This is a genomic window from Pseudomonas fluorescens Q2-87 (genome assembly GCF_000281895.1).
GTDB lineage: Bacteria > Pseudomonadota > Gammaproteobacteria > Pseudomonadales > Pseudomonadaceae > Aquipseudomonas > Aquipseudomonas fluorescens_S.
The window spans coordinates 5,240,346-5,265,939 of the sequence record NZ_CM001558.1; the positions used below are offsets into that span (position 1 = coordinate 5,240,346).

General features: G+C 59.6%; 25 protein-coding genes. 11 read left to right on the top strand and 14 right to left on the bottom strand.

The window, feature by feature from the left end; genetic code table 11:
* Positions 1-84: 84 nt before the first annotated feature.
* The 5 genes from fkpB to murJ form a co-directional block, all read right to left on the bottom strand.
* On the bottom strand, positions 85-522 hold the full coding sequence (gene fkpB / locus PFLQ2_RS04725; protein WP_003185584.1) for an FKBP-type peptidyl-prolyl cis-trans isomerase: 438 nt from the start codon (positions 520-522) through the stop codon (positions 85-87).
* Positions 515-1,027 (bottom strand): signal peptidase II, encoded by a 513-nt coding sequence (gene lspA / locus PFLQ2_RS04720; RefSeq protein ID WP_003185585.1) that lies wholly within the window; start codon positions 1,025-1,027, stop codon positions 515-517. Before lspA ends, fkpB begins: the two co-directional genes overlap by 8 nt.
* A complete protein-coding gene (gene ileS, locus PFLQ2_RS04715) occupies positions 1,020-3,851 on the bottom strand; it encodes an isoleucine--tRNA ligase (RefSeq protein ID WP_003185587.1) in 2,832 nt (943 codons plus the stop codon). Before ileS ends, lspA begins: the two co-directional genes overlap by 8 nt.
* Positions 3,852-3,864: 13 nt before the next feature.
* Positions 3,865-4,803: a bifunctional riboflavin kinase/FAD synthetase gene (ribF, locus tag PFLQ2_RS04710; protein ID WP_003185589.1), complete on the bottom strand. Its 939-nt coding sequence runs from the start codon at positions 4,801-4,803 to the stop codon at positions 3,865-3,867.
* A gap of 129 nt (positions 4,804-4,932) precedes the next feature.
* Positions 4,933-6,471: a murein biosynthesis integral membrane protein MurJ gene (gene murJ, locus PFLQ2_RS04705; protein ID WP_003185591.1), complete on the bottom strand. Its 1,539-nt coding sequence runs from the start codon at positions 6,469-6,471 to the stop codon at positions 4,933-4,935.
* Between the two features lie 254 nt (positions 6,472-6,725).
* Here murJ and rpsT point away from each other — a divergent pair, with 254 nt between their 5' ends.
* Positions 6,726-7,004: a 30S ribosomal protein S20 gene (gene rpsT, locus PFLQ2_RS04700; protein WP_003185593.1), complete on the top strand. Its 279-nt coding sequence runs from the start codon at positions 6,726-6,728 to the stop codon at positions 7,002-7,004.
* A 183-nt stretch (positions 7,005-7,187) separates the two neighbouring features.
* On the opposite strand, the gene PFLQ2_RS04695 is transcribed toward rpsT, so the two are convergent.
* The 5 genes from PFLQ2_RS04695 to rplU all read right to left on the bottom strand — a co-directional run bounded on the left by PFLQ2_RS04695 (position 7,188) and on the right by rplU (position 11,043).
* Positions 7,188-7,652 carry a CreA family protein gene (locus PFLQ2_RS04695; protein WP_003185595.1) on the bottom strand — a complete coding sequence of 155 codons (465 nt, stop codon included), beginning with the start codon at positions 7,650-7,652 and terminating at the stop codon, positions 7,188-7,190.
* A gap of 9 nt (positions 7,653-7,661) precedes the next feature.
* A complete protein-coding gene (proB, locus tag PFLQ2_RS04690; RefSeq protein WP_003185596.1) occupies positions 7,662-8,780 on the bottom strand; it encodes a glutamate 5-kinase in 1,119 nt (372 codons plus the stop codon).
* Positions 8,781-9,021: 241 nt separating this feature from the next.
* A complete protein-coding gene (cgtA, locus tag PFLQ2_RS04685) occupies positions 9,022-10,245 on the bottom strand; it encodes an Obg family GTPase CgtA (RefSeq protein WP_003185598.1) in 1,224 nt (407 codons plus the stop codon).
* Positions 10,246-10,435: 190 nt separating this feature from the next.
* Entirely contained in the window at positions 10,436-10,693 is a 258-nt protein-coding gene (gene rpmA / locus PFLQ2_RS04680; RefSeq protein ID WP_003176049.1) for a 50S ribosomal protein L27, read from the bottom strand.
* A gap of 35 nt (positions 10,694-10,728) precedes the next feature.
* Positions 10,729-11,043: a 50S ribosomal protein L21 gene (gene rplU / locus PFLQ2_RS04675; protein WP_003176051.1), complete on the bottom strand. Its 315-nt coding sequence runs from the start codon at positions 11,041-11,043 to the stop codon at positions 10,729-10,731.
* A gap of 252 nt (positions 11,044-11,295) precedes the next feature.
* Here rplU and PFLQ2_RS04670 point away from each other — a divergent pair, with 252 nt between their 5' ends.
* From PFLQ2_RS04670 to PFLQ2_RS04660, 3 genes are all read left to right on the top strand, one after another.
* Complete coding sequence (locus PFLQ2_RS04670; protein WP_003185602.1) at positions 11,296-12,264, top strand: polyprenyl synthetase family protein; 969 nt, start codon at positions 11,296-11,298, stop codon at positions 12,262-12,264.
* Between the two features lie 187 nt (positions 12,265-12,451).
* Positions 12,452-12,793 carry a zinc ribbon domain-containing protein YjdM gene (locus PFLQ2_RS04665; protein ID WP_003185603.1) on the top strand — a complete coding sequence of 114 codons (342 nt, stop codon included), beginning with the start codon at positions 12,452-12,454 and terminating at the stop codon, positions 12,791-12,793.
* 205 nt (positions 12,794-12,998) lie between these two features.
* Complete coding sequence (locus PFLQ2_RS04660) at positions 12,999-13,256, top strand: PA4570 family protein (RefSeq protein ID WP_003185606.1); 258 nt, start codon at positions 12,999-13,001, stop codon at positions 13,254-13,256.
* A gap of 125 nt (positions 13,257-13,381) precedes the next feature.
* On the opposite strand, the gene PFLQ2_RS04655 is transcribed toward PFLQ2_RS04660, so the two are convergent.
* From PFLQ2_RS04655 to PFLQ2_RS04645, 4 genes are all read right to left on the bottom strand, one after another.
* On the bottom strand, positions 13,382-13,999 hold the full coding sequence (locus tag PFLQ2_RS04655) for an FKBP-type peptidyl-prolyl cis-trans isomerase (RefSeq protein WP_003185609.1): 618 nt from the start codon (positions 13,997-13,999) through the stop codon (positions 13,382-13,384).
* Positions 14,000-14,203: 204 nt separating this feature from the next.
* On the bottom strand, positions 14,204-14,692 hold the full coding sequence (locus tag PFLQ2_RS04650) for a TIGR00645 family protein (RefSeq protein ID WP_003185611.1): 489 nt from the start codon (positions 14,690-14,692) through the stop codon (positions 14,204-14,206).
* A 129-nt stretch (positions 14,693-14,821) separates the two neighbouring features.
* The gene (locus PFLQ2_RS28200) at positions 14,822-15,163 is read right to left on the bottom strand and encodes a hypothetical protein (RefSeq protein WP_033046296.1); all 342 of its coding nucleotides are present in this window, start codon (positions 15,161-15,163) and stop codon (positions 14,822-14,824) included.
* A 319-nt stretch (positions 15,164-15,482) separates the two neighbouring features.
* Positions 15,483-17,921 carry a Lon protease family protein gene (locus tag PFLQ2_RS04645; RefSeq protein WP_003185614.1) on the bottom strand — a complete coding sequence of 813 codons (2,439 nt, stop codon included), beginning with the start codon at positions 17,919-17,921 and terminating at the stop codon, positions 15,483-15,485.
* A 274-nt stretch (positions 17,922-18,195) separates the two neighbouring features.
* Here PFLQ2_RS04645 and PFLQ2_RS04640 point away from each other — a divergent pair, with 274 nt between their 5' ends.
* The 7 genes from PFLQ2_RS04640 to lanM all read left to right on the top strand — a co-directional run bounded on the left by PFLQ2_RS04640 (position 18,196) and on the right by lanM (position 25,493).
* A complete protein-coding gene (locus tag PFLQ2_RS04640; protein ID WP_003185616.1) occupies positions 18,196-18,684 on the top strand; it encodes a DUF3015 domain-containing protein in 489 nt (162 codons plus the stop codon).
* Positions 18,685-18,773: 89 nt separating this feature from the next.
* Complete coding sequence (locus PFLQ2_RS04635) at positions 18,774-20,627, top strand: DUF4105 domain-containing protein (protein WP_003185618.1); 1,854 nt, start codon at positions 18,774-18,776, stop codon at positions 20,625-20,627.
* Between the two features lie 114 nt (positions 20,628-20,741).
* Positions 20,742-21,098, top strand: coding sequence for a hypothetical protein (locus tag PFLQ2_RS04630; RefSeq protein WP_003185620.1), 357 nt, complete (start codon positions 20,742-20,744; stop codon positions 21,096-21,098).
* A gap of 70 nt (positions 21,099-21,168) precedes the next feature.
* Positions 21,169-21,660 carry a GreA/GreB family elongation factor gene (locus PFLQ2_RS04625; protein ID WP_003185622.1) on the top strand — a complete coding sequence of 164 codons (492 nt, stop codon included), beginning with the start codon at positions 21,169-21,171 and terminating at the stop codon, positions 21,658-21,660.
* Positions 21,661-21,883: 223 nt separating this feature from the next.
* Positions 21,884-22,027 carry a hypothetical protein gene (locus PFLQ2_RS30505; RefSeq protein WP_003185624.1) on the top strand — a complete coding sequence of 48 codons (144 nt, stop codon included), beginning with the start codon at positions 21,884-21,886 and terminating at the stop codon, positions 22,025-22,027.
* A gap of 138 nt (positions 22,028-22,165) precedes the next feature.
* Positions 22,166-22,324 (top strand): hypothetical protein, encoded by a 159-nt coding sequence (locus tag PFLQ2_RS30510; protein ID WP_003185626.1) that lies wholly within the window; start codon positions 22,166-22,168, stop codon positions 22,322-22,324.
* Between the two features lie 85 nt (positions 22,325-22,409).
* Positions 22,410-25,493 carry a type 2 lanthipeptide synthetase LanM gene (lanM, locus tag PFLQ2_RS04620; protein WP_003185628.1) on the top strand — a complete coding sequence of 1,028 codons (3,084 nt, stop codon included), beginning with the start codon at positions 22,410-22,412 and terminating at the stop codon, positions 25,491-25,493.
* The last annotated feature ends 101 nt before the right edge of the window (positions 25,494-25,594 follow it).

Consider the following 25,594-nt stretch of genomic DNA (forward strand, 5'->3'; position numbering starts at 1 on the left):
CAACTCGATGGCGGCTGTGACTCAGTTATCGCGAGCAGGCTCGCTCCCACAGGTATTGTTGGAGCAACCAATGCCCATTAAATCTTAAACCGCCTTGACCTCGATGATTTCCACTTCGAAGCTCAAGGTCTTGCCCGCCAGCGGGTGGTTGAAGTCCACGGTCACTTGGGCGTCGTCAAATGCCTTCACCACACCCGGCAGCTCGGTATTGGCGGCGTCGTTGAAGATCACCAGCAAACCCTCGGACAGCTCCATGTCCTGGAACTGCGAGCGTGGCATGGTCTGCACGTTTTGCGGGTTGGGCTGACCAAAGGCGTTTTCCGGCGGCACGACCACGGTGCGCTTGTCGCCGGCCTTGAAACCGAAGATCGCGGCTTCGAAGCCTGGCAACAGGTTACCGTCGCCAACCTTGAACACAGCCGGGTCCTTGTCGAAGGTGCTGTCGACGGTGTCGCCGTTTTCCAGGTGCAGGGCGAAGTGAAGCTTCACTTCGGTGTTTTGAGCGATACGCTGCTCAGTCATGGACGGCTTCTCCGGTTTTCTTGCTCTTGAACATGTCCAGGGCCAGCATCACGGCGCCCACGGTGATGGCGCTGTCGGCAAAGTTGAACGCCGGGAAATACCAGCGGTTCTGCCAATGCACCAGAATGAAATCGATGACGTGGCCCAAGGCAATACGGTCATACAGATTGCCCAGCGCGCCACCGAGCACCAGCGCCAGCGCCACGGCCAGCCAGGTTTCATCGCGCCCCAAGCGCTTGAGCCAGACCACCAGCACGCCACTGACCACCACGGCGATCAGGGCGAACAGCCAGCGCTGCCAGCCCGAACTGTCGGCCAGGAAGCTGAACGCTGCGCCAGTGTTGTAGGCCAGGGTCCAGCTGAAGTAGTCGGGAATGACCACGATCTGCTGGTACATCGTCAACGAGCTTTCGAAGTAGTACTTGCTGGCCTGGTCGATGACCAGAACCAGCACGCTCAACCATAACCAACCCAGCCGTCCGAAACGGCCCGCCACATTAGGCATAGTGGCGAACCTCACCGGTGCCGCTGATGTTGTCGACGCAACGACCGCAGATTTCCGGATGCTCGGGATTCACGCCGACATCTTCGCGGCAGTGCCAGCAACGGGCACACTTGACGAAGCTCGACTTGACTACCTTGAGCTTCAGGCCGGCCACTTCGGTGACCACGGCATCGGCGGGTGCCTGCACCAATGGCGCGACACTGGCAGCGGAGGTGATCAGCACGAAGCGCAGCTCGTTGCCCAGCTTGGCCAGGTCGGCGCTCAGGGCCTCTTCTGCGTAAAGCGTGACTTCGGCCTGCAGGTTGCCACCGACGGCCTTGGCCGCGCGCTGGATCTCCATTTCCTTGTTGACCGCAGTCTTGACCGCCATGATCCGGTCCCAATAGGCACGGTCCAGCTCGAAGCCCTGGGGCAACTCGGTCAGGCCGTCGTACCAGGTGTTGAGCATCACCGACTCGTTGCGCTCGCCCGGCAGGTATTGCCACAGCTCATCGGCGGTGAACGCCAGGATCGGCGCGATCCAGCGCACCAACGCTTCGCTGATGTGGAACAGCGCGGTCTGGCACGAACGACGGGCCTTGCTGTTGGCACCGGTGGTGTACTGGCGGTCCTTGATGATGTCGAGGTAGAAACCACCCAGTTCCTGCACGCAGAAATTGTGGATCTTGGAGTAGACGTTCCAGAAGCGATACTCGCCGTAATGCTCCTGCAATTCGCGTTGCAGCAACAGGGTACGGTCGACGGCCCAACGGTCCAGCGCGAGCATTTCCTCGGCCGGCAGCAGGTCGGTGGCCGGGTTGAAACCGGTCAGGTTCGAGAGCAGGAAGCGTGCGGTGTTACGGATCCGCCGGTAGGCGTCCGCGCTGCGCTGCAGGATCTGCTCGGAAACCGCCATCTCGCCGGAATAGTCGGTGGACGCGACCCACAGGCGCATGATGTCGGCGCCCAGGGTGTCGTTGACCTTCTGCGGCGCGATCACGTTGCCCAGGGACTTGGACATCTTGCGCCCGGACTCATCGACGGTGAAACCGTGGGTCAGCAGCTCGCGGTACGGCGCGTGGTTGTCGATGGCGCAACCGGTCAGCAACGACGAGTGGAACCAGCCGCGGTGCTGGTCGGAGCCTTCCAGGTACAGGTCGGCGCGCGGGCCGGTCTCGTGGCCCATCGGGTGCGAACCGCGCAGCACGTGCCAGTGGGTGGTGCCGGAGTCGAACCAGACGTCCAGGGTGTCGCTGATCTTGTCGTACAGCGGCGCTTCGTCGCCCAACAGTTCGGCGGCATCCATCTTGAACCAGGCTTCGATGCCTTCGACTTCAACACGCTTGGCCACGGCTTCCATCAGCTCAACGGTGCGCGGGTGCAGCTCGCCGCTTTCCTTGTTCAGGAAGAACGGGATCGGCACGCCCCAGTTGCGCTGGCGGGAGATGCACCAGTCCGGACGATTGGCGATCATCGAGTGCAGGCGCGCCTGGCCCCATGCCGGTACGAATTGGGTCTCTTCGATGGCTTTGAGCGAACGCTGGCGCAGGGTGTCGCCGGTGGTTGGCTGCTTGTCCATGCCGATGAACCACTGCGCGGTGGCGCGGTAGATCAGCGGGGTCTTGTGGCGCCAGCAATGCATGTAGCTGTGTTCGATGACGGTGGTATGCAGCAGCGCGCCGACTTCGGTCAGCTTGTCGACGATGGCCGGGTTGGCTTTCCAGATGAACTGGCCGCCGAAGAACTCCAGCGACGGCGCGTAGACGCCATTGCTCTGCACCGGGTTGAGGATGTCATCGTTGACCATGCCGTATTTCTTGCAGGTCACGAAGTCGTCGACGCCATAGGCCGGTGCGGAGTGAACCACGCCGGTCCCCGCGCCCAGTTCCACGTAGTCGGCCAGGTACACCGGCGACAAGCGGTCGTAGAACGGATGACGGAAGTTGATCAGCTCCAGGGCCGAACCCGGCGCGGTGGCCAGCACCGAGCCTTCGAGGTTGTAGCGGGCCAGGCACGATTCGACCAGTTCTTCGGCCAGCACCAGCAGCTTGTCGCCGACATCGACCAGGGCGTAGTTGAACTCCGGGTGGACGTTCAGCGCCTGGTTGGCCGGGATGGTCCACGGGGTGGTGGTCCAGATCACGATCGACGCCGGCTTGGCCAGCTTGCCCAGGCCGAACGCGGCGGCGAGCTTGTCTTCATCGGCGATCGGGAACGCGACGTCGATGGTCGAGGACTTTTTGTTCTCGTACTCGACTTCCGCCTCGGCCAGGGCCGAACCGCAATCGAAGCACCAATTCACCGGCTTGAGGCCCTTGAACACGAAGCCGCCCTCGACGATTTTCGCCAAGGCACGGATTTCGCCGGCTTCGTTCGCAAAGTCCATGGTCTTGTAGGGGTTGGCGAAGTCGCCCAGCACGCCGAGGCGGATGAATTCGGACTTCTGCCCTTCGATCTGCTCGGTGGCGTAGGCACGGCACAGTTCGCGGGTCTTGTCCGCGCCCAGGTTCTTGCCGTGGGTCACTTCGACCTTGTGCTCGATCGGCAGGCCGTGGCAGTCCCAGCCCGGGACATAAGGCGCGTCAAAACCCGAGAGGGTCTTGGAGCGGATGATCATGTCCTTGAGAATCTTGTTCAGCGCGTGACCGATGTGGATGGTGCCGTTGGCGTACGGAGGGCCGTCGTGCAGGACGAACTTCGGACGATCCTTGCCAATCTCGCGCAACTTTCCGTACAGGCCAATGCTGTCCCAACGCTGCAGAATCTGTGGTTCGCGCTGAGGCAGGCCGGCCTTCATTGGGAAGGCGGTGTCCGGAAGGTTTAGCGTGGCTTTATAGTCGGTCATTTAAGGCTCTTCATTAGCGATTGGCGCTGGTTGCGACAAGGGCACGGGCGGCGGCGATATCTGCATGGATCGCCGTCTTGAGCGCCTCCAGAGAGGCAAAACGCTGCTCTTCACGCAGCTTCTGGTGGAAAACCACCGTCAAACGCCGGTCATACAGATCGCCGGCAAAATCCAGAATGTGTACTTCGAGATGGGCCTTGCCATCCCCTTGCACCGTGGGCCGTACGCCAATATTGGCAACACCGGGCCAGGTCTTGCCGTCGATATCGACACTCACCAGGAATACGCCGGTCAGCGGCACACGACGACGCTTGAGCTGCACGTTGGCGGTTGGCGTGCCCAATTGGCGCGCCAGTTTCTGCCCGTGCAGGATCCGCCCGGCAATCCGGTACGGCCGGCCGAGCAAGCGCTCGGCCAATGCAAAATCGGCAGCCGCCAGGGCATTACGGACCTGGGTACTGCTGACGCGCAAGCCATCCATCTCGACGGTCTGCGCCGCCTCGACGGTGAAGCCTTGGGCGATACCTGCCTGTTGCAGGTAGTCGAAATCGCCTGAACGGTCGCAACCGAAACGGAAATCATCGCCGACTTCCAAGTGTTTCACATCGAGACCGTCCACCAGGATGGTATCGACGAACTCGGCGGCGCTGAGCTTGCTCAGGCGCTGGTTGAAGGCCAGGCACAAGACCCGGTCGACGCCCTCGGCGGCCAGCAGTTGCAGCTTGTCCCGCAACCGGGCCAGACGGGCCGGGGCGGTGTCCGGGGCGAAAAATTCCCGGGGCTGCGGCTCGAAGATCACCACGCAGCTGGGCACGCCCAATTCCAGCGCACGCTCGCGCAGCCGCGCCAGGATAGCCTGGTGGCCACGGTGAACACCGTCAAAGTTGCCAATAGTGGCGACACAGCCCCGATGCTGGGGGCGCAGGTTGTGGAGGCCTCGAACCAGCTGCATAACGCGCTTCTTGCTCATAAAGTGGCCGATTATAACCACACCCGGCGGCCGACGACAGGCAACACCGTAACCCAAAGTGATCGAACCGACAAAACCACTGCCCGGCCCGGGATTATCGAGCGCCCGCCCTCAGCTCAAGGCCTTGCGATTGAAGTCGCGCAAACGGAAGCCCATCAGCAGCAACATGCCGAAATAGGCCACCACGCCGGCGACGACCAGCACGCCCAGGCGCAGGAAACGCTCGAACATCTGCCCTTCGCCCCAAGCCGGCATGAAATGCATCGCCCCCAGCAGGACCGCCGACATCACCGCTACGGCGACCAGCAGCTTGAGGCCGAATTTGCCCCAGCCCGGTTGCGGCTGATACATCTTCTGCTTGCGCAGTTGATAAAACAGCAGCCCGGCATTCAGGCAAGCGCCCGCACTGATCGCCAGGGCCAGGCCGGCGTGGGCCAGCGGACCGATGAGCAACAGGTTGAACAATTGGGTCATCACCAGGGTGAAAATGGCGATTTTCACCGGCGTGCGAATGTTCTGCTGGGCGTAGAAGCCCGGCGCCAGCACCTTGATCACGATGATCCCGAGCAGGCCCACCGAATAGGCAACCAGCGCTCGTTGGGTCATCGAGGCATCGAAGGCATTGAACTGGCCGTACTGGAACAACGAAACCGTCAGCGGCTCGGCCAGGATTCCCAGCGCCAGGGAACACGGCAAGACCAGCACGAAACACAAGCGCAGGCCCCAATCGAGGATGCGCGAATATTCCTGACGGTCCTGGCTGGCGTAGGTCTTGGCCAGGGTCGGCAGCAGAATCGTGCCCAGGGCCACGCCCAGCACACCGGACGGCAACTCCATCAGGCGGTCGGCGTAGTACATCCACGACACCGAGCCGGCCACCAGGAACGAAGCGAAGATGGTGTTGATGATCAGCGAAATCTGGCTGACCGACACCCCGAGGATCGCCGGCAGCATCTGCTTCATCACCCGCCACACACCGCTATCGCGCAGATTCAGCCGTGGCAGCACCAGCATGCCGATTTTCTTCAAGTGGGGCAGTTGATACAGCAATTGCGCCAGGCCGCCCACCAGCACGGCCCAGCCGAGGGCCATCACGGGAGGGTTGAAGTACGGGGTCAGAAACACCGCGAACACAATCATGCTGACGTTGAGCAGGGTCGGCACGAAGGCCGGCACGGAAAAGCGGTTCCAGGTATTGAGGATCGCCCCGGCCAGGGACGACAGGGAAATCAGCAATATATAAGGAAAGGTAACCCGCAGCAGGTCCGAGGTGAGCTGGAATTTTTCCGGGGTATCGGTGAAACCTGGTGCCGTGGCCCAGATCACCCATGGCGCGGCGAGCATGCCGGCGGCCGTGACCAGCGCCAGCACCAGCGTCAGCAGCCCGGTAACGTAGGCAATGAAGGTGCGGGTCGCCTCTTCGCCTTTCTGGCTTTTATATTCCGCCAGGATTGGCACGAAGGCCTGGGAAAATGCGCCCTCGGCGAAGATTCGCCGCAACAGGTTAGGCAACTTGAAGGCGATGAAGAAGGCATCGGTGGCCATTCCGGCGCCGAATATCCGGGCGATCAGCGTGTCGCGAACGAACCCCAGGACGCGGGAAAGCATCGTGATAGAGCTGACGGCAGCCAACGATTTGAGCAGATTCATGAAAAGAGTTTTTGCCTGTCGATAAACAGCAGGCGAACAACGCGCCTACTTATGCGATACTCCGCGCCGCTAAACAGTGCAGAGCCAAAGCCCGCGAGTTTACAGGTCGCACGCCGGAAAGAAATCCTCCGGTGCGTCGCACCTGCCATTCAGCGGAACGCGTCACCCGCCCTTGACAAGACTTCAACTCATCGGCATGATTCGCGGCCTATTTTGTTTGCTATTTCCCAAAAAGTCTTTCGAGGAGCTCGACGGTGGCCAACACACCTTCCGCCAAAAAACGTGCAAAACAGGCTGAGAAGCGTCGCAGCCACAACGCCAGCCTGCGTTCCATGGTCCGTACCTACATCAAGAACGTAGTTAAGGCCATCGACGCAAAAGACGCTGAAAAAGCTCAAGCTGCTTACGTTCTGGCTGTGCCAGTTATCGACCGCATGGCCGATAAAGGCATCATCCACAAGAACAAGGCTGCTCGTCATAAGAGCCGCCTGAATGGCCACGTAAAGGCCCTGAACGTTGCCGCTGCTGCCTAAGCGACGCGCTCATTAAAAAACCGACCTCAGGGTCGGTTTTTATTGCCTGGGATTTAACAGGCCCATCGCAAAAAAATGTGGGAGCGGGCTTGCTCGCGAATGCTGTGCGCCAGGTGACACTTACGCCACTGACAGACCGCATTCGCGAGCAAGCCCGCTCCCACACGGGTGTTCTGCGTTGGATTATTGAGCGCGGGCCCACGGCAAGATCGGGATCGCCGTCACCGCATTCTGCGGGCTGCCCTCGATTACGCGGTCGCTGTAGACCAGGTAAACCAGTGTGTTGCGCTTCTTGTCGAGAAAACGCACCACCTGCATAGTCTTGAATACCAGCGAGGTACGCTCCCTGAACACCTCGTCACCATCCTTGAGCTCACCCTTGAAGCTGATAGGCCCAACCTGGCGACAGGCGATGGACGCCTCGGCGCGATCCTCGGCCAGGCCAAGCCCACCCTTCACACCGCCGGTCTTGGCCCGCGACAGGTAGCAAGTCACACCGTCGACCTTGGGGTCATCGAAAGCCTCGACGACGATCCGGTCGTTCGGCCCGACAAACTTGAACACCGTCGACACCTGGCCAATTTCTTCGGCCGACGCCAGCAGCGGCACTGCCAACAGCAAGCCGATCAATCCTTTAGCCAAACCCATGATTTTTCCTTAAACGAGGATCAGGTTGTCACGGTGGACCAGCTCAGGCTCCGCCATGTAACCCAACAGACCGACAATCGCATCAGACGACTGACCGATGATTTTCTGCGCTTCCAACGCGCTGTAGTTGGCCAGGCCCCGGGCAATCTCGCGACCATCGGGTGCCACGCACACAACCATCTCGCCGCGCCGGAAACTGCCCTGGACCAGCTTCACGCCCACCGGCAACAGACTTTTGTTGCCTTGGGACAAGGCCGAAACAGCCCCCGCATCCAGCACCAGCGTGCCACGGGTTTGCAGATGCCCTGCCAGCCACTGCTTGCGCGCCGCCAGCATGCCGCGCTCGGGTGATAGCAGAGTGCCGATGCGCTCGCCGGCCTTCAGGCGATCCAGCACGCGCTCCAACCGCCCGCCGACAATGATGGTATGAGCACCAGAGCGCGCGGCCAGGCGCGCCGCCCGCAGCTTGGTCTGCATGCCGCCACGGCCCAGCGCCCCACCGGTACCACCCGCGACGGCGTCCAGCGCCGGGTCATCGGCACGGGCTTCGTAGATCAGGTTGGCATCAGGGTTGTTGCGCGGATCGGCATCGAACATGCCGTCGCGATCCGTGAGAATCACCAACAGGTCCGCTTCCACCAGGTTCGCCACCAAGGCGGCCAAGGTGTCGTTGTCGCCGAAACGGATTTCGTCAGTGACCACCGTGTCGTTCTCGTTGATCACCGGAATGACTTTCAGCTCCACCAGCGCGCGCAAGGTACTGCGGGCATTGAGGTAGCGCTTGCGGTCGGACAGGTCGTCGTGGGTCAGCAGGATCTGCGCCGTATGACGGCCATGCTCGGCAAAGCTCGATTCCCAGGCTTGCACCAGGCCCATCTGGCCGATGGCGGCGGCGGCCTGCAGTTCGTGCATCGCGCTGGGTCGCGACGTCCAGCCCAGACGGCTCATGCCGGCTGCCACGGCCCCCGAGGAGACCAATACCAGCTCGACGCCAGCCTCGTGCAAGGCCACCATCTGCTCGACCCACACCGCCATTGCCTGGCGATCCAGCCCCTTGCCATCCGCTGTCAGCAGTGCGCTGCCGATCTTCACGACCCAGCGCTGCGCACCCGTCACCTTGCTCCGCATCATCTTCAACCTTTGCCAGCGAACGACGCGACCCAGCGCCGCCCATGGGATTATTCGTATTTGCGTTTTACAGATACCAAAACGCCGCTCGAATGAGCGGCGCCTTGGAAACCGGCTTGCCGGCGATGATAACACTGCGTTGAAACACTTGAACCTGCCCCCCTATGCCAGCCACCCTAAAAACCTTTGTGGGAGCGAGCAGGCTCGCTCCCACAGGTTTTAGCTCAGCTGACAGCAAGGATCAGTCGCGAACGTAGATGATCTCCGGACCGTCTTCGTCATCCACGTCTTCTTCATCCCAATCGTCATCACCGATGTCATGGACTGATTTCACGCCGCTGCGGCGCAGGGCACGCTGGTCGTCCAGGGCCTGCAACTGAGCACGAGCCTCGTCTTCAATGCGCTGGTCAAGCTCGGCGAGCTCTTCCTTGTAGGCCGGGTCGTTGGCCAGGCGATCGGCGCGATCTTCCAGGTAACGCATGATGTCGTGGCACAGGCGCTCGGTGCCTTCTTTGGCAATGGCCGAGATCACGTAGACCGGGCCTTCCCACTCCAGACGATCAACGATTTCCTTGACCCGCTCCTCATGCTCTTCTTCGAGGATCTGGTCACACTTGTTCAGCACCAGCCAACGGTCCCGATCGGCCAGGGCCGGGCTGAACTTGGTCAACTCGCTGACGATGACTTCAGCGGCATCGGCGGCACTGGTTTCATCCAGCGGTGCCATGTCCACGAGGTGCAGCAGCAGACGGGTACGGGACAAGTGCTTGAGGAAGCGAATCCCCAGGCCGGCACCGTCGGAAGCACCTTCGATCAGCCCCGGGATGTCGGCGACCACGAAGCTTTTCCAGCGATCGACACTGACCACGCCCAGGTTCGGCACCAGGGTGGTGAATGGGTAATCAGCCACTTTCGGCTTGGCTGCGGACACCGAGCGAATGAAGGTGCTCTTGCCAGCATTCGGCAAGCCCAGCAGGCCCACGTCGGCCAGCACTTTCATTTCGAGTTTCAGGTCACGCTGCTCGCCAGGCTTGCCTGGCGTGGTCTGGCGCGGCGCGCGGTTGGTACTGGATTTGAAACGGGTGTTGCCCAGGCCGTGCCAGCCACCATGAGCTACCAGCAAGCGCTGGCCGGCCTTGGTCAGGTCGCCAATGACTTCCTGGGTGGCCGAGTCGATCACTGTGGTGCCGACCGGCACGCGCAGGACCAGGTCTTCGCCCTTCTTGCCGGTGCAGTCGGTGCTGCCGCCGTTGGAACCACGCTCGGCATCGAAGTGCCGGGTGTAACGGTAATCCACCAGGGTGTTGAGGTTTTCGTCGGCGAGCATGTAGATCGAGCCGCCGTCGCCGCCATCACCACCGTTCGGACCACCGTTTTCAATGAATTTTTCCCGACGGAAACTCATGCAACCATTGCCGCCGTCGCCAGCCTTTACTCGAATCGATACTTCATCAACAAACTTCATGACACACGCCTCTCGCCATACGGACGAGCCAAAAAAACAAGACATAAGACTCTTGCAAAAATGAGCGCAGCGACCTGATGAAACGCCCCAATTGCAGCGTTGACAGCCCATACAAACAGTTTTGCAAGAGACTCACCCCACAAACGAAAAAGCCCCGTCGCAAGACAGGGCTTTTCCAGCATTCTCGCGATTAAGCCGCGACAACACTCACGTAACGGCGGTTGAACGCGCCCTTTACTTCGAACTTGATCACGCCTTCGATTTTAGCGAAGAGGGTGTGATCCTTACCCATGCCAACACCGTAACCGGCGTGGAATTGGGTGCCGCGCTGACGCACGATGATGTTGCCCGGAATGATCTTCTGGCCGCCATACATCTTCACGCCAAGGCGTTTGGCTTCTGAGTCGCGACCGTTACGGGTACTACCACCAGCTTTTTTGTGTGCCATGAGTTCAATTCTCCTAGTGAGGAATTAGGCTGAAATTAAGCCTGAATACCGGTGATTTTGATCTCGGTGTACCACTGGCGGTGGCCCATGCGCTTCATGTGGTGCTTACGACGACGGAACTTGATGATGCGGACTTTATCGTGACGACCTTGGGAGATCACTTCAGCCACAACGGTAGCGCCAGCAACAACTGGAGCGCCGATATTCACGTCATCGCCGTTGGCGACCAACAGAACGCGATCAAAAGTCACGGATTCGCCAGTGGCGATTTCCAGTTTTTCGATCTTCAGGTATTCACCTGGGGCGACCTTGTATTGCTTGCCACCAGTAACAATTACTGCGTACGACATGGTATTTCTCCGATAATCCTGCTCACCCAGCGCTTTATAAGAAGAGGTATTGGCTGGCATGGCTGCATGGGCTGGAAGGCCCGGATGCAATTGCGTAAGGCAGGTGCTGCCCAGGAAGTTCAGGGTGCGCGATTGTACGCAAGCCGCTCGAGCCTTGCAAGTAGCCGTCCGCACCATTCGAAGCGTGCGCCTTGACAGGCCTGGGTGGGGGTCCTAGCATGCCGCGCAACCCTTCTGGAGCACCTGTCGCTGATGCAACCCCAAGCTTTCCACCGCGCGGTGGCGGACGATTTTAGCGCCGTCGACGGCATCATCAAGAAGCAGCTGACTTCCCGAGTGCCGCTGGTATCGAAAATCGGCGACTACATCACTTCTGCTGGTGGCAAGCGCCTGCGTCCTTTATTAGTGCTGTTGTGCGGCAAGGCCTTGGGTCGCGAAGGCGACGACATGCGCCTGCTGGCGGCCACCATCGAATTCCTGCACACCGCGACCCTGCTACACGACGACGTGGTCGACATGTCCGGCATGCGCCGCGGCCGCTCCACCGCCAACGCCATGTGGGGCAACGCTCCGAGCGTGCTGGTGGGCGACTTCCTGTATTCGCGCTCGTTCGAAATGATGGTTGAGCTGGGCTCCATGCCAGTGATGAAGATCCTGTCCCAGGCCACGCGCATCATCGCCGAAGGCGAAGTGCTGCAACTGTCCAAGGTGCGTGACGCCAGCACTACCGAAGAGACCTACATGGAGGTCATCCGCGGCAAGACCGCGATGCTCTTCGAAGCCTCGACCCACAGCGCCGCCGCCCTGGCCGGTGCCACCGCCGAGCAGAGCGAAGCACTGCGCACCTTTGGCGATCACCTGGGCGTGGCGTTCCAACTGGTGGACGACCTGCTCGACTACAAGGGCGACGCCGAAACCCTGGGCAAGAACGTCGGCGACGACCTGGCCGAAGGCAAGCCGACCCTGCCCCTGATCTACACCATGCGCGAAGGCACGCCAGAACAGGCGGCGCTGGTACGCCAGGCGATCCAGAAAGGCGGCATCGAGGATCTGGAAAGCATTCGTGAGGCGGTGGAAGCGTCCGGCTCCCTGGCATACACCGCAAAACTGGCGCAGGACTACGTCGCCCGCGCGATCAAATGCCTCGACGCGCTGCCGGCCAGCGAATACCGCGACGCGCTGGTGGAACTGAGCGAGTTTGCGGTGGCCCGTACTCATTGATGGCATAAAGAACCTGTGGGAGCGAGCCTGCTCGCGATGGGCTGTATCAGCCAGCTTAATGCTGAATGACGCACCGCTATGGCGAGCAGGCTCGCTCCCACAGGGGTTAAGCATTGTCCCACCCTTCCCTACCTAAAACCCTATACAATGTGCGCCCTTTTGTCCTCCTGATACCCAAGGAACCTTAGTGAGCACGTTGCCTCCCTGCCCGAAATGCAATTCCGAATACACCTACGAAGACGGTACCCAACTGGTCTGCCCGGAGTGTGCCCACGAATGGTCCGCCAGTGGCGAAGCCGAGACGGTATCCGATGACGCCGTGAAGAAGGATTCGGTCGGCAACGTCCTGCAGGACGGCGACACCATCACCGTGATCAAAGATCTCAAGGTCAAGGGCACATCGCTGGTGGTCAAGGTTGGCACCAAGGTCAAGAACATCCGCTTGTGCGATGGCGACCACGACATCGACTGCAAGATCGACGGCATCGGCCCGATGAAGCTCAAATCCGAGTTCGTCAGAAAAGTCTGAATCTTCTGTATCCCGTCCCACGCCCCTGCGTGGGACGGCGCCTTGCCCTCACCGCCCCTGCCCTGCCTTCCCAAGTGCTAGCCAGACGCCGGCCGTCCTGAGCTGCCAGCACCCATCGTCAGAAAAAGAATCGGAACACCAATAGAGACTTGCTATTTAGCGAATAAGAATTATTCTCATCAAACCCATCAAGGAGATGAGAACCATGACTTATTTGATCGATGCCTGGCTGGACCGCCCACACCCCTACCTCAGGATCTTGCATCGGGAAACCGGGGAAGTCTGTGCGGTGCTTGAGGAAGAAGCATTGAACGAGCTGCAGGACCAAGGGGATCTGGACCTCAACAGTCTCAATTCCAGCGAACCGTTGGTGCTCAAGGAGCTGGTGCGTAACCTGTTCCTGTTCTGCTATGCCCGGGCGTTGCGCCCGACAAGCGAGTTCAATGGCAGGTTTCAAGGATGACCGCAGAAATAATGTGGGAGCGGGCTTGTTCGCGAAAGCGGTCTGTCAGGTAACGATAACGTCGACTGGCAGATCGCATTCGCGAGCAAGCCCGCTCCCACTGGAAACTACCGAGTCAGCAAACCTTACAGAACGTCCAGCAACTCGACGTCAAACACCAGTACGCTGTGCGGCGGAATGCTGCCGACGCCTTGAGCGCCATAGGCCAGTTCGCTCGGCACGTACAGGCGCCATTTGCTGCCGGCGCTCATCAGTTGCAACGCTTCGGTCCAGCCTGGAATAACGCCGCCCACCGGGAATTCAGCCGGCTGGCCACGATCGTAGGAACTGTCGAATACAGTACCGTCGATCAGGGTGCCGTGGTAATGGGTACGAACCTGGTCTTCACGGGTCGGCTTGGCGCCGTCGCCCTGGGTCAGCACTTCGAATTGCAGACCCGAAGCCAGGGTGGTGATGCCTTCACGCTTGGCGTTTTCGGCCAGGAACGCAAGGCCTTCGCCAGCAGCCGCTTCAGCCTTGGCAGCCGCTTCGGCCTGCATGATTTCGCGAATGACCTTGAAGCTGGCGGACATCTCGTCCTGCCCCACACGGCTTGGCTTGCCGGCAAAGGCGTCGGTCAGGCCGGCCAGGATCGCGTCCAGGCTGACGCCTGGTGGCGGGTTGTCGCGCAGTTGGTCGCCCAACTGACGGCCAATGCCGTAGCTGACGCGGGTTTCGTCGGTGGACAGGTTAACTTCGGACATGATGCTGCTCCGCTGTGCGGACGGCTCGGGAAATTGCCGTGGGTGACACAGCGCCTCCCGGAGCGCCCGGAACCAAAAGGGCGAGCAGACTAGCACAGATGCCGGGGCGGGTAACGCGCCCCTCCGTCGAAGCGCCGCGCCAGAAACGATAACGCCCGCCTGCTTTTCAACAGGCGGGCGTTGCGCCAGCACTGGTCAGGTGCCTCAGTGCTTGGTCAGTTTATCCAGATAGCCCATGGCAAACGCCGAGACCACGAAGGTCATGTGGATGATCACGTACCACTTCAAGTGCTCGGGATCGACGTTCTTGGCGTCCATGAAGATGCGCAGCAGGTGAATGGAGGAAATGGCCACGATCGAGGCGGCGACTTTCATCTTCAGCGATGAAGAGTCCATGGTGCCCAGCCAGTTGAGCTTTTCCTTGTCAGAATCGATATCCAGTTGCGAGACGAAGTTCTCGTAGCCGGAAATCATCACCATCACCAGCAGGCCGCCCACCAGCGCCATGTCGATCAGCGACAGCAGCACCAGGATCAGGTCGGATTCGGCCATGGAAAAAACGTTGGGGATGACGTGAAAGACTTCCTGGAAGAATTTCAGCGCCAGGGCCAGCAAGCCCAGGGACAACCCGAAATAAATCGGCGCCAGCAGCCAACGGGAGGCGTACATTGCATTTTCGATAAAGCGTTCCATTGAATCTCACACCAGGGCTGAAAAATCGCGGCGAGTATATCAGCCACGAACTGCCCCACAAACGCCGGGCCCATCCCTGGCCCCGCCCTGTGCAGGTTTCACTGTCAACGCCCGCTGCGTTGGCGGCCCTCAATGCAACGGACGAAATTCGAAACCGCCGACGTTGCGACAACGGCCACCGTTGATTTCCCGCAATTGGGCCTGCATGTGCAAACTCCAGATCTGCGGGTCGTCGGCCAGCTCATAGCCATGCAAGGTCAGGCTCTGGACGATGGTATTTAGGATGGTTTCGGCGGCGGTTGGACCAGGGAACGGCCCTTGGGCCTTGATAGCGGAAGGTTGCTCACCTGCCATTCCGGCGGCAAAGAGCAAGGTCCACATGCCTGTATCTCCCGCGAGGGGACGGATGGCACATTCGATACGGGTTACAAGGCCCAGGCACTGGCGAGTAAGACAAAGGTTGCGCGACATGGCGGCGCCCCTCGGTAGATCCGGTATTCAGCCCCGTGGGAGGCTGTTTCGATCCGATGATGGCTCTCGTTATCCTTGAGCTGAGGATAGAAGAAAAGTTCCTGGATGATGGCTTTTCGAGACCAGAATGCGCCGAATGGTCATAGTGTGAATATTGACGCCAAAGTGGCGGCATTTCTGACAATAATCTGCTGCAAAAACTATTGTGGGAGCGAGCTTGCTCGCGACAGCGATAAGGCAGTCAAGACATCACTGACTGACATTCCGCCATCGCGAGCAAGCTCGCTCCCACATGGGCATTGCAACGATCAGATAAGTATCAAGCCGGCTTGGCTTCCGCCAGGGCTTGCTGCGCCAATTCCTTCTCCGCTTCCTTGATATCGTCTTCGCTGATCATCTCCGCGATCACCCGCAACCGCTCCACCACTCGCGCGTTGACGCTGCCTTCGGGGAATTCGCCATTTTCATCCGGCTCGCCAGCAGGCTCACCCACCAGCAGGCTCAGGGCTTCGTCGGCCTGGCGCACGGCATACACGTGGAACTGCCCGGCGCGCACGGCGGCCAGTACTTTCTCATCGAGCATCAGGGTCGCGACGTTGGCCTGGGGAATGATCGCCCCTTGCTCACCGGTCAGCCCGCGGGCTTCGCAAAGACGGAAGAACCCTTCGATCTTCTCGTTGACCCCACCCACCGCCTGCACTTCACCGAACTGGTTGATCGAGCCGGTGATGGCGAAGCATTGCTTCAAAGGCGTTTTCGACAAGGCCGAAATCAGCGTGCAAGCCTCGCCCAAGGAGGCGCTGTCACCGTCCACGTACCCGTAGGATTGCTCCAGGGCGATACTGGCTGAAATCGCCAGTGGGAATTCCTGGGCATAACGACTGCCCAGGTAACCCGTGAGAATCATCACGCCCTTGGAGTGGATCGGCTGACCGAGGTTGACCTCCCGCTCGATGTCGACGATGCCACTGCCGCCCGGGTACACCGTGGCGGAGATCCGTGCCGGCACACCGAATGCCGAATCACCAACCTCCAGCACCGTCAGCCCGTTGCACTTGCCGACAGCCGCGCCGTCGGTGTCGATCAGGATGATCCCTGCCAGCATGTCGTCGAGAATCCGCGCCGAGACACGCCCGGTACGGGTGGCCTTGGCCTTGAGCGCGCGCTCGATGTGGCCGGCGTCGGTCATCTCGTCACCGGCCAGCTGGCGAATGAAGTCCGCCTCGCTGACCAGTTGGAACAGATCACCGATACGCGCCGACAAGCGCCCCTGGTGTTCGGCCAAACGAGCGCTGTAGGTCGCCAGGCGCGCCACCGCATCGGCGGTCAGCGGTGCCATGCCCTCCTCCGAAGTGCGGGTCTTGAGCAACTGGGCGAACTGCTCCAGGCTCTCGTCGCCCATCGGGATGTCTTCGTCAAAGTCCACGAGCACACGAAACATTTCCTGGAAGTCCGGATCCAGGTCCTGCAACGCATAGTAGAGCTGGCGCGCGCCGATGATCACCACTTTGACCTGCAACGGGATGTGCTGCGGCGTCAGGGTCACCGTGGCCAGTCGGCCCAGCTCACCCAGTGGCGACTCCATTTTCAGCTTGCGCGATTGCAGGGCGCGCTTGAGCGCATCCCACACGAACGGCTCGCCGAGCATTTTTTCCGCTTCCAGGATCAGGAAACCGCCATTGGCCCGGTGCAAGGCGCCGGGACGCAACTGCCGGTAGGTGGTGTAGAGCGCGCCTTGGTCGGTGCTGTACTCGATGCGGCCGAACAGGTTGTCGTAGGTTGGGTGCGGCTCGAACACCACCGGGGCGCCGCCGCTGAACGGATGCCCGACCACCAGGCTCGGCGCGTATTGCTCCTCCAGCAGCTTGCGGGCGATGGCGTCGGTCTTGCTGTCGTCCACCAGTTGCTCGACCACGGTCTTGAGCAGATAGACCTGCATGGCTTGCAGGTAACCGCAGACTGCGGCGTTCTCGGCGTATTTTTCCGACAGCGGCGCCAGAAGCGGTTGCAGCGCCAGGGTAATGGTTTCTTCGTTGAGCTGGCGCAGCTGGTTGCTGGACTCGCGCTTCCACTGCGGCAGGCTGGCGAGTTCTTCGTTCAAGCGCTCTTCGAGACCGGAAATGTCTTCATGGAAACGCTCGCGCTCGGCCTCCGGCAATTGGGCGAATTCCGCCTCGTCCAAGGCCTTGCCGTCACTCATCGGCGTGAAGGCGATGTTGCTGCTGTCACGGTACAACGCGACGTCTTTTTCCAGTGCCAGGCGCTCGATCACATCCAGGGCGCGGTCGTAGCGCTGGTTGAAGGCACGGTCAATGGCGCTTTTCTTCTGCTGGTAGGACGGATGCTCGAACACCGCCGGAAACGTTGCCAGCAGGTTGTCGATCAAGCCATTGATATCCGCTATGAAAGCGCCGGCGGTGCCCGATGGCAGCTCCAGGGCGCGGGGTTCGCGAGGCTCATCGAAATTGTTGACATAGACCCAGTCCGCCGGGGTCTGCAGGCGCTTGCCTTCGGCCTTGAGGTAGCGTTTTACGAACGAAAACCGGCCGGTGCCGGGCTCTCCCATGACAAATACGTTGTAGCCGGGGCGCGGCATGGCCACACCGAACTGCAGTGCCTCGACGGCACGTTCCTGGCCAAGCACACCGCGAAAGGGCTCCAGATCATTGGTGGTAGAGAAGCTGAACTGTTCAGCGGAAAACGGACGGGTCAGCGCTTCGGGCGCTAGACGCAAGCTGGCAGCAACAGGATCAGGCATCGGGCATCCTTACATCAGGCGGGGCAGATAGCGGCATTCTGGCGCTGCCTGTACCTGGCTGGCAAGGAGCGCCTCAGGCCAAAGCATAGTCAACCTGCGAATGCCGCGAAGGGCCCTGTAGATTCATGACTTGCCGGATAGTTTTTGCAAAATGCCACGGAACCCTGGGATCGTGCCTAAACTCCAAACTGCGCGGCTGGAACAATAACCGGCCCACTGGCGCCGCCAGGTGCCAGACCCTGTCCATTGGTATGCACATAAAGAGAACATAGCTATGAAACGGATTCTTCTCGGTACTCTCTTCACCGCTGTATCCATCAACGCCATGGCTCAGGCGCCGGGCGGTCCGGATTGCGGCTGGGGCAACATGCTGTTCGAAGGTCAGCGTGGCACCCCGGCTCACTTCCTGGCATCCACCACCAACGGCACGTCCGGCAACGCGACCTTCGGCATGACCTCCGGTACCAACGGCTGCTCGACCAACGCGGCACTGACCTACGGTGGCAAGTCCTGGCTGGCCATGAACGGCATGATGAACGAGCTGTCCGAAGACATGGCCAAGGGTCAGGGCGAAGCGCTGACCACCTATGCCGTGGTACTGGGCGTAGCACCGGAAGACCGCGCTCATTTCTCCGCTGTCACCCACGAGCACTTCCAGCAGATCTTCAGCAAGGCTGACGTGACCGCAGAAGACGTGCATACCAACACCCTGGCGGTACTGAAAAGCGATCCGCGCCTGGCCAAGTACGCGACTCAAGCTTAAGCTCGACACCACTCGCTCCTCTCGGGGAGCGGGTTTTCTTTTTGGGGCCCCTTCCGGTCTTTATTTTTCGACTTCCCAAGTAGCCGACTATGCTCAAACGCCTTGCCTGGCTGGCGCTCTGTGTGTGCGCCCCGCTGTCCGCCGCGCCTCATGTCGACCCTCAACGTTTGCAGCAACTGGCCAACGACCGCTTCTGGATTTCCCTGGGCCACTACGAAACCGCCAAGCTTGGCGGCTGGCGCAGCTATATCAGCGACCGCAAATTCTTCCTCGCACCCGATGGCAACGAGCACCCCGACCGAGAACTGACCGCTACGCTGCAGGCCCTGTACGCCCCAGCCAATGCCGGCGAGCGACATGCCCAGTGCGTATACCCGGCGCGTACGCGCTGGTTGAAGGCACAGCTGAACCTGACGGACCTGCCCACCGTCAATTGCAGCGAATTCACCCAGTGGTTCAAGGACGTGTCTCCCCACAGCGCGGTGATGATCTTTCCCGCGGCTTACCTGAACAGCCCTTCTTCAATGTTCGGACACACCTTGTTGCGCATCGACCAGGCGGACGTGCAAAGGGACAAGACCGCCCTGCTCAGCTACGCGATCAATTTCGGCGCCTACATCGAGGGCTCGGACAACAGCATTCTTTACGCCTGGAAAGGCCTGATGGGCGGCTATCCCGGCCTGTTCGCCCTGGTGCCCTATCAAGAAAAACTCTCCGAATACCGCAGCCTGGAGAACCGCGACCTGTGGGAATACCGCCTCAACCTGAGCCAGGCGGAAACCGAACGCATGGTCGAGCACGTCTGGGAGCTCAAGCAGATCCAATTCGACTATTTCTTTTTCGACGAGAATTGTTCCTATCGCCTGCTCGAATTACTGCAAGTGGCTCGTCCCAGCCTGCGCCTGACCGAACAATTCCCGCTGACAGCGATCCCCACCGACACCGTCAAGGCCGTGAAGGAAGCCGGCCTGGTGGAAAGTATCGAGTATCGGCCGTCCCGTGAACGGGAACTGCTCAGCCGCGCCGAACCGCTCACCGGCGACGAACAACAATGGGTACTGAAGATCAGCGCCGACCAAGAGCAACTGCAGACTCCCGCTTTCAAGGCGCTGCCACGGGCACGCCAGGCGCTGATCATCGATGCGGCCTATCGCCTGGAGCGTTATCGCGCCAATGGCCAGGAGCGTGATCCGCAACGCGCCCAGCGCAGCTTCCAATTGTTGCGAGCGATCAACCAGAACCCTGCGCCGGAGCTCGATATCCCCCGGCCGGGCCTGCCCGAGGACGGCCATGAATCGCGTACCTGGCAGGCCGGCCTCGGCACGCGAGGAGATCGGGCATTCGGCGAGTATGGCCTGCGCATGGCCTACCACGATCTCAACGACAACGCCGAGAGCTTCCCGCTAGGGGCGCAGATCGAAATCCTGCAGTTGAAACTGCGCCAGTACGAAGGCAACGATTGGCAGGTGCAACAACTGGACCTGGCGACCATACGCTCCCTGACCCCGCGCAACGAGCTGCTGCAACCGCTGTCCTGGCAGGTCACCGGCGGCCTGGAGCGGGTACCGGGCAAGCACGACGATGAGACATTGGTCAGCCACGTCAACGGCGGCGCCGGCGGTACATGGGCACTGGGGGAGGATGTCTTGGGCTTCGCCCTGGGCACGGTGCGGGTCGAGCACAACAACGACTTCGCCCAGTTCATCGCCCCAGCCACCGGTTTCAACAGCGGCGTGCTGTGGAAAAACCCATTGGGCAACCTGAGCGTGGAAGCCAAGGGCGATTATTTCGTCAACGGCGAAGTGCGTCGTAGCCTGAGCCTGAATCAACAGTGGGAAATATCCCGCAACCTCGGCCTGCGCTTGAGTGCCCAGCGCGAATTCAGCCACATGGCGTCGCCGGAAAACGAGGTGATGCTCGAGGTGAAGTGGTATCACTATTGAGTAGGGCAAGCCGTACGCATGCAGAGACGAACAGATAAATCACAGCGCTTTCACACCGGCCTGACGAATCCACTTCTAGACTTCTGGTAAGTAGGTACGTCAGGCAGGCAGAAGATGAAACGCGCGGTGGTAATGCTGGGTATGTTGATGTTGCTCGGTGGTTGCGAAACGACCCATGAAGACCTGATTTCCCGAGGTTATCCACCGGCATTCGCCGACGGCTATGACGACGGTTGCAGCAGTGGTCGGCAAGCGGCCGGTGCAATCACGGGCCAGTTCAGAAAAGATGTGCCGCGCTATCTCAAGGATGCCCGTTACGCCGAAGGCTGGAGCGACGGTTTCCGCCAGTGCCAGGCGATGCGCGAAAGCGAGGACCGCGATGCCTACCGTGAACGTCACTGGGACGAGCGCGAACGCGCCTGGCAGCAAGAGAAGGATCGGGACGCCGCCCGGGCCTATCGTTCGCAATAAGTCGCGCGTAGACATTCATCGAAACCAAAAGCCTGCGACCATGGCCCAAACTCCAATAGAGGAGAACACCATGAGTCGCGCTTTCGTCAACGAAGACACCGCAGCTGCCCAGGCCGACCAGCCGGTCGAGCGCCAGATCAGCGCGCAACCCAACTACGTCACGCCCACCGGGCTCGCCCAGCTACAGGCCCGGGTCGCCGAGTTGCAGGCTTTGCACGCCCAGCAGTCTGCCCGCAGCGATCAGGCAGACAAGCAGCGCCTCGCTGACATCGAACGGGACCTGCGATATTTCAATCAGCGTTTGCAAAGCGCGCAAGTCGTAGCGCCGAACGCATCCGAGCAAGTGCTAATCGGACATTGGGTAACGTTCGTCGATGAAGAGGATCACGAACGGCGGGTGCAATTGGTCGGCGAAGACCAGGCCGACGCGGCCAATGGGCTGGTCAACTGGGGGTCGCCTCTGGGGCGGGCATTATTGGGAACCCGGATTGGCGATGAGGTGATATGGGAGCGACCGGCGGGGAATCTCGCCATTGAAGTCGTTGCCATAGATCTCGATTAACGTGCGCCTTAATAAAAACAACGATAAAAAAATATCAAATTCAGCTCATTGCCGCCTTGCTTGTTCAATGCCTATTAGCCCTCCAGCAAACCGACAATTATCTAGATGCCTGACCGGCGTAATCGCAACATAAAGTCATAACGACAAGTTGGTGTTAGTTCAGCCGCATGCTACTGTTTTCCCGCACTTCAAAAGTGCGCAACAATCACAACGGAGGTGCATCATGAGCGAGCAACTACTGGCGATGTCCGGCAACTTCGAGTGCGACTTCAAGTCCTACCAGCACGCGAATAACCCTGGCATTGAAGCGACCGCACTGACCATTGTCGAGTGTGGCACTGTCCACTGCACCGCGCTTTTGTGCTAAACGTTACATAAGCAATACCCTGACACTCCCTAACTTCACAAACAAATTCATTAACGTCCTACAGTTCGGATGCACTTGCTGGCACCCGATCGACCTGTGGTCACTGTACTTACTGTTAATACTGATGAGGAAACTATCATGAGCGAACAGATCCTGAACATGTCCGGCGACTTCCACCTCGAATTCGACGCCTATCAAGCGCCTGCTAATAACATGACAGAAATACTGGCAACGACAATGGAATGCAACACGTTCGGGACATGCACCAATCTTGAATGCTCCACGTTGGGCTGCTGATCCCGCTCGACTGATCGCCGAAACAGGCCATCGATGAAAACATAGAGCAGGCATTGCCTGCTCTATCCATGTCAGGAGCTACGGCATGCTTATCAACTCCCTGAAGCTGAATCAGCGAGGCCAGCACAGATTCTCTTCCGCTCGCGAAATCGCCCTTTTTGAAAACAACCTGACCCGCCTGCACGCGGATGACCAGGCCTTGTTGAAGTACTTTGGGTTGGACAGGGCGCAACTGTCCGCCTACATCAAGGCCCCAGCCAACAACCAGCGCTTGCCGTTCGACGGCGAAACCGCCCTGGATGCCTTGAAGGCAAAGATTATCCAGCTAGACAGTCTTGGCACCGAGACGAAAACGACCTCGGCAGGCGAGGACAATTTTTATTGGTTCGGCTACCGTTTTTTTCTTTATTTCGTGGACATGTTCAAGGCCGACCCGCGCTACGCCACTGCATCGATGCATATCGATGAACCTGCCCTGTTCGCAAGCCTTGAACGCTATGTGCTGGCCCGGGTCGGACGCACTTCGGAACAAAGCCTGGTGCATTATCTGAACACACGGATTGCCGACGGCGATGGCATCGATCTGACCGGTTTCAATGAACAGCTGCGCACATTGCCGCTGCAAACATTTTTTGAATCCTATCCAGTGTTGGCCAGCCTGTTGCTGGATCTGTTGGAAGACACCAGCCGCTACCTTTATGCAGTCATCCTCGACTTCGCCGCCGATATTGAAGCGCTTGAGAAAGCGTTCTGTATCCCCTCCCGAAGAATCGAGGCGATCGAACTCGGCCTGGGTGATCCCCATGGCCGCGGCGAAACGGTCTGCGAAGTAAAAATCGGCGCGCTATCCCTGGTCTACAAACCCAGAGCGAGCCGGGAGGCGCTGTTCTTCAATCGTCTTCTTGGACAATTGCACGAGTGGACAGGCGCCGATTGTTTTTCTATCCATGCCCCCAAAATCCTCAGTCATGAGCGGCACAGCTGGGTAGAAAGAATCGACAACCTGCCTTGCGACAGCGAAGCGGACATCGCGCTGTTCTATAAAAGAATGGGCGCGCAGATGGCCCTTATCCACGCACTGAACGGCATCGATTTTCACTACGAAAATATCATTGCGTGTGCAAGCAGCCCGGTCATGATTGACCTCGAGTGTTTGTTCACCGCGTCTACCAGCGAGCTGCTGCACGACCTACCTGCCAACTGCGCATTGTTCAATGCATTCAAGTTGATTCAACAGTCGGTGTGCTCCAGTGGCTTCCTACCTTTTTCGCATCACTCCAAAAACGACCAGAGCGGACTCACGCGGCAAGAGCAGTTCATTTCCTCGCGCCAATCACTGGTGTTCGAAGATGGCTTCTATCATTTGCGTAAGGTTCAATTCGAACATCAGCCGCTGCAAAAACATCTACCACACTGCCACGGTGAACACAGGGGATTCGAAGCGTATAAAGCGGAACTTCTTGATGGCTTTGAATATGCCTACGACCAGTTGATGATTCATCGGCGTTCGATCATGCAGAGCCTGGAATATTCGGCAGGCGAATTGTCCACCCGGGTACTGTTCAAGAACTCCCAGCGTTATGCCGACTTCATCGGACTAAGCCGCCATCCACGTTTTATGCAAAACATGCTGGATCGAGAACTCCTGCTGGCCACCCTGTGGAAAGACTTGAAGGACGTCTATCGGGAGAAGAACATTCCCCGTTATGAAATCGCCGACTTGCGAAGATCCAGCATTCCGTGTTTCACCATGTCCCTCAACTCCAGCTACTTGACAAGCACCCAGGGCGAAACCATAGAAATGGCCCCGGTGGAGCCACCGATCAGGAGCTGCCTGCAGAAACTGGCTGACCTTTCCCAAGCAGACAAGGCACTGCAATGCACCCTGCTCGAAATCTGCCTGTTTCCAGAGCCCCACGGCCAACCGCCACTGCGCACCAGGCAGACGCACGTGAAGCCTCTAGACGCGCCCCCAACGGACCGACTCGAAGCAGTCTTGAGTATCGCCGCCCGTGTGGAGGCGCTCGCTGTCATGGGAACAGCGCCAGACGTAAGCTGGCTGTCTTTTCACTTGCACCCCACGACGCAACGAAGATACCCCACGCCCATGGACCATGGGTTGTATTCCGGTATCGCCGGGATTGGGTTGTTCTATCTGAGCCTGTTCAAAGTGAGTGGCCAGACTCGCTTTCTGAGGCTCACGGACCAGGTGCTGTACTCCCTGGAGCAACACTTCGGTTTCTTCAAGACCGATCTAAGCGTCAGTGCCTATCATGGGCTGGGGTCTTACCTCTATCTGCTCATCAACCGGCGGCATATCACGGGCGATCCAAAACATGATGAAAGAATCGCCGACCTGCTGACCCAACTGATTGAAGTGCCTCCCGAAAACTATGATTTCGACTTCCTCGCAGGTTGCTGCGGCGCGGTGACGCTATTGGCCAATATCCATGCGCTGTCCGCGCGCGAGGATGTGCTGTCGGCCATTCGACGCATGGTTGACTACATAAGGGAGCAAATCCTGGTTGAGGAAGGCCAGCTTCTACGGCGCGATGATCGCTCCGTCATCTTGACCGGGCTGTCTCACGGTCTTTCCGGCGTCATTCATGCGTTGTGCAAAGCGTATGACGTGACCGGCGATGCGGCGTTGGTGCCCCTGGCCGTCCAGGTGCTTGAGGGGGAAAATCGCTTGAGCCGGGATGGTTTCTGGCTGGACCTGCGCGACCTTGGGCCCGTGGACCATACATCCAAATGGTGCCACGGCGATGGAGGCATCCTCATCGCCAGGCGACAGCTCATGCAATCGATGGGACACGCACTGGACGAAGCGACCCGGCGGACCGTGCTCGACGACATCCAGCGGTGCGAGAACAATCTCTGGCGGCATGGGTTTGGCGAGGGCTACAACCTGTGTCATGGCGACTTCGGCAATCTGGTCTGCCTGTATGACTTGTATCGGCATGCAGATAACGCCGACGGCCTGGGCAGGGTCAGGAAGGCGCTTGAGGACGTCGCCCAGCAGTTTTTCGAAGGGCCATCGCTTGACAGCGACCGTGTGCCTGACGTCAGCCTGCTGACCGGTATTGCGGGCGCGGGTTATGCCCTGCTGTATGTGATGGATCCGAGCATTCCCAACATACTTTCGCTTGATTTTGCGATACCGGTATAAGTACGTCGGCTAAAGCAGATAAGAACGATCACACATTTTTGAGAAGAGCTCGAAACCACTGTGGGAGCGGGCTTGCTCGCGAAAGCGGTGGATCCGTCAAC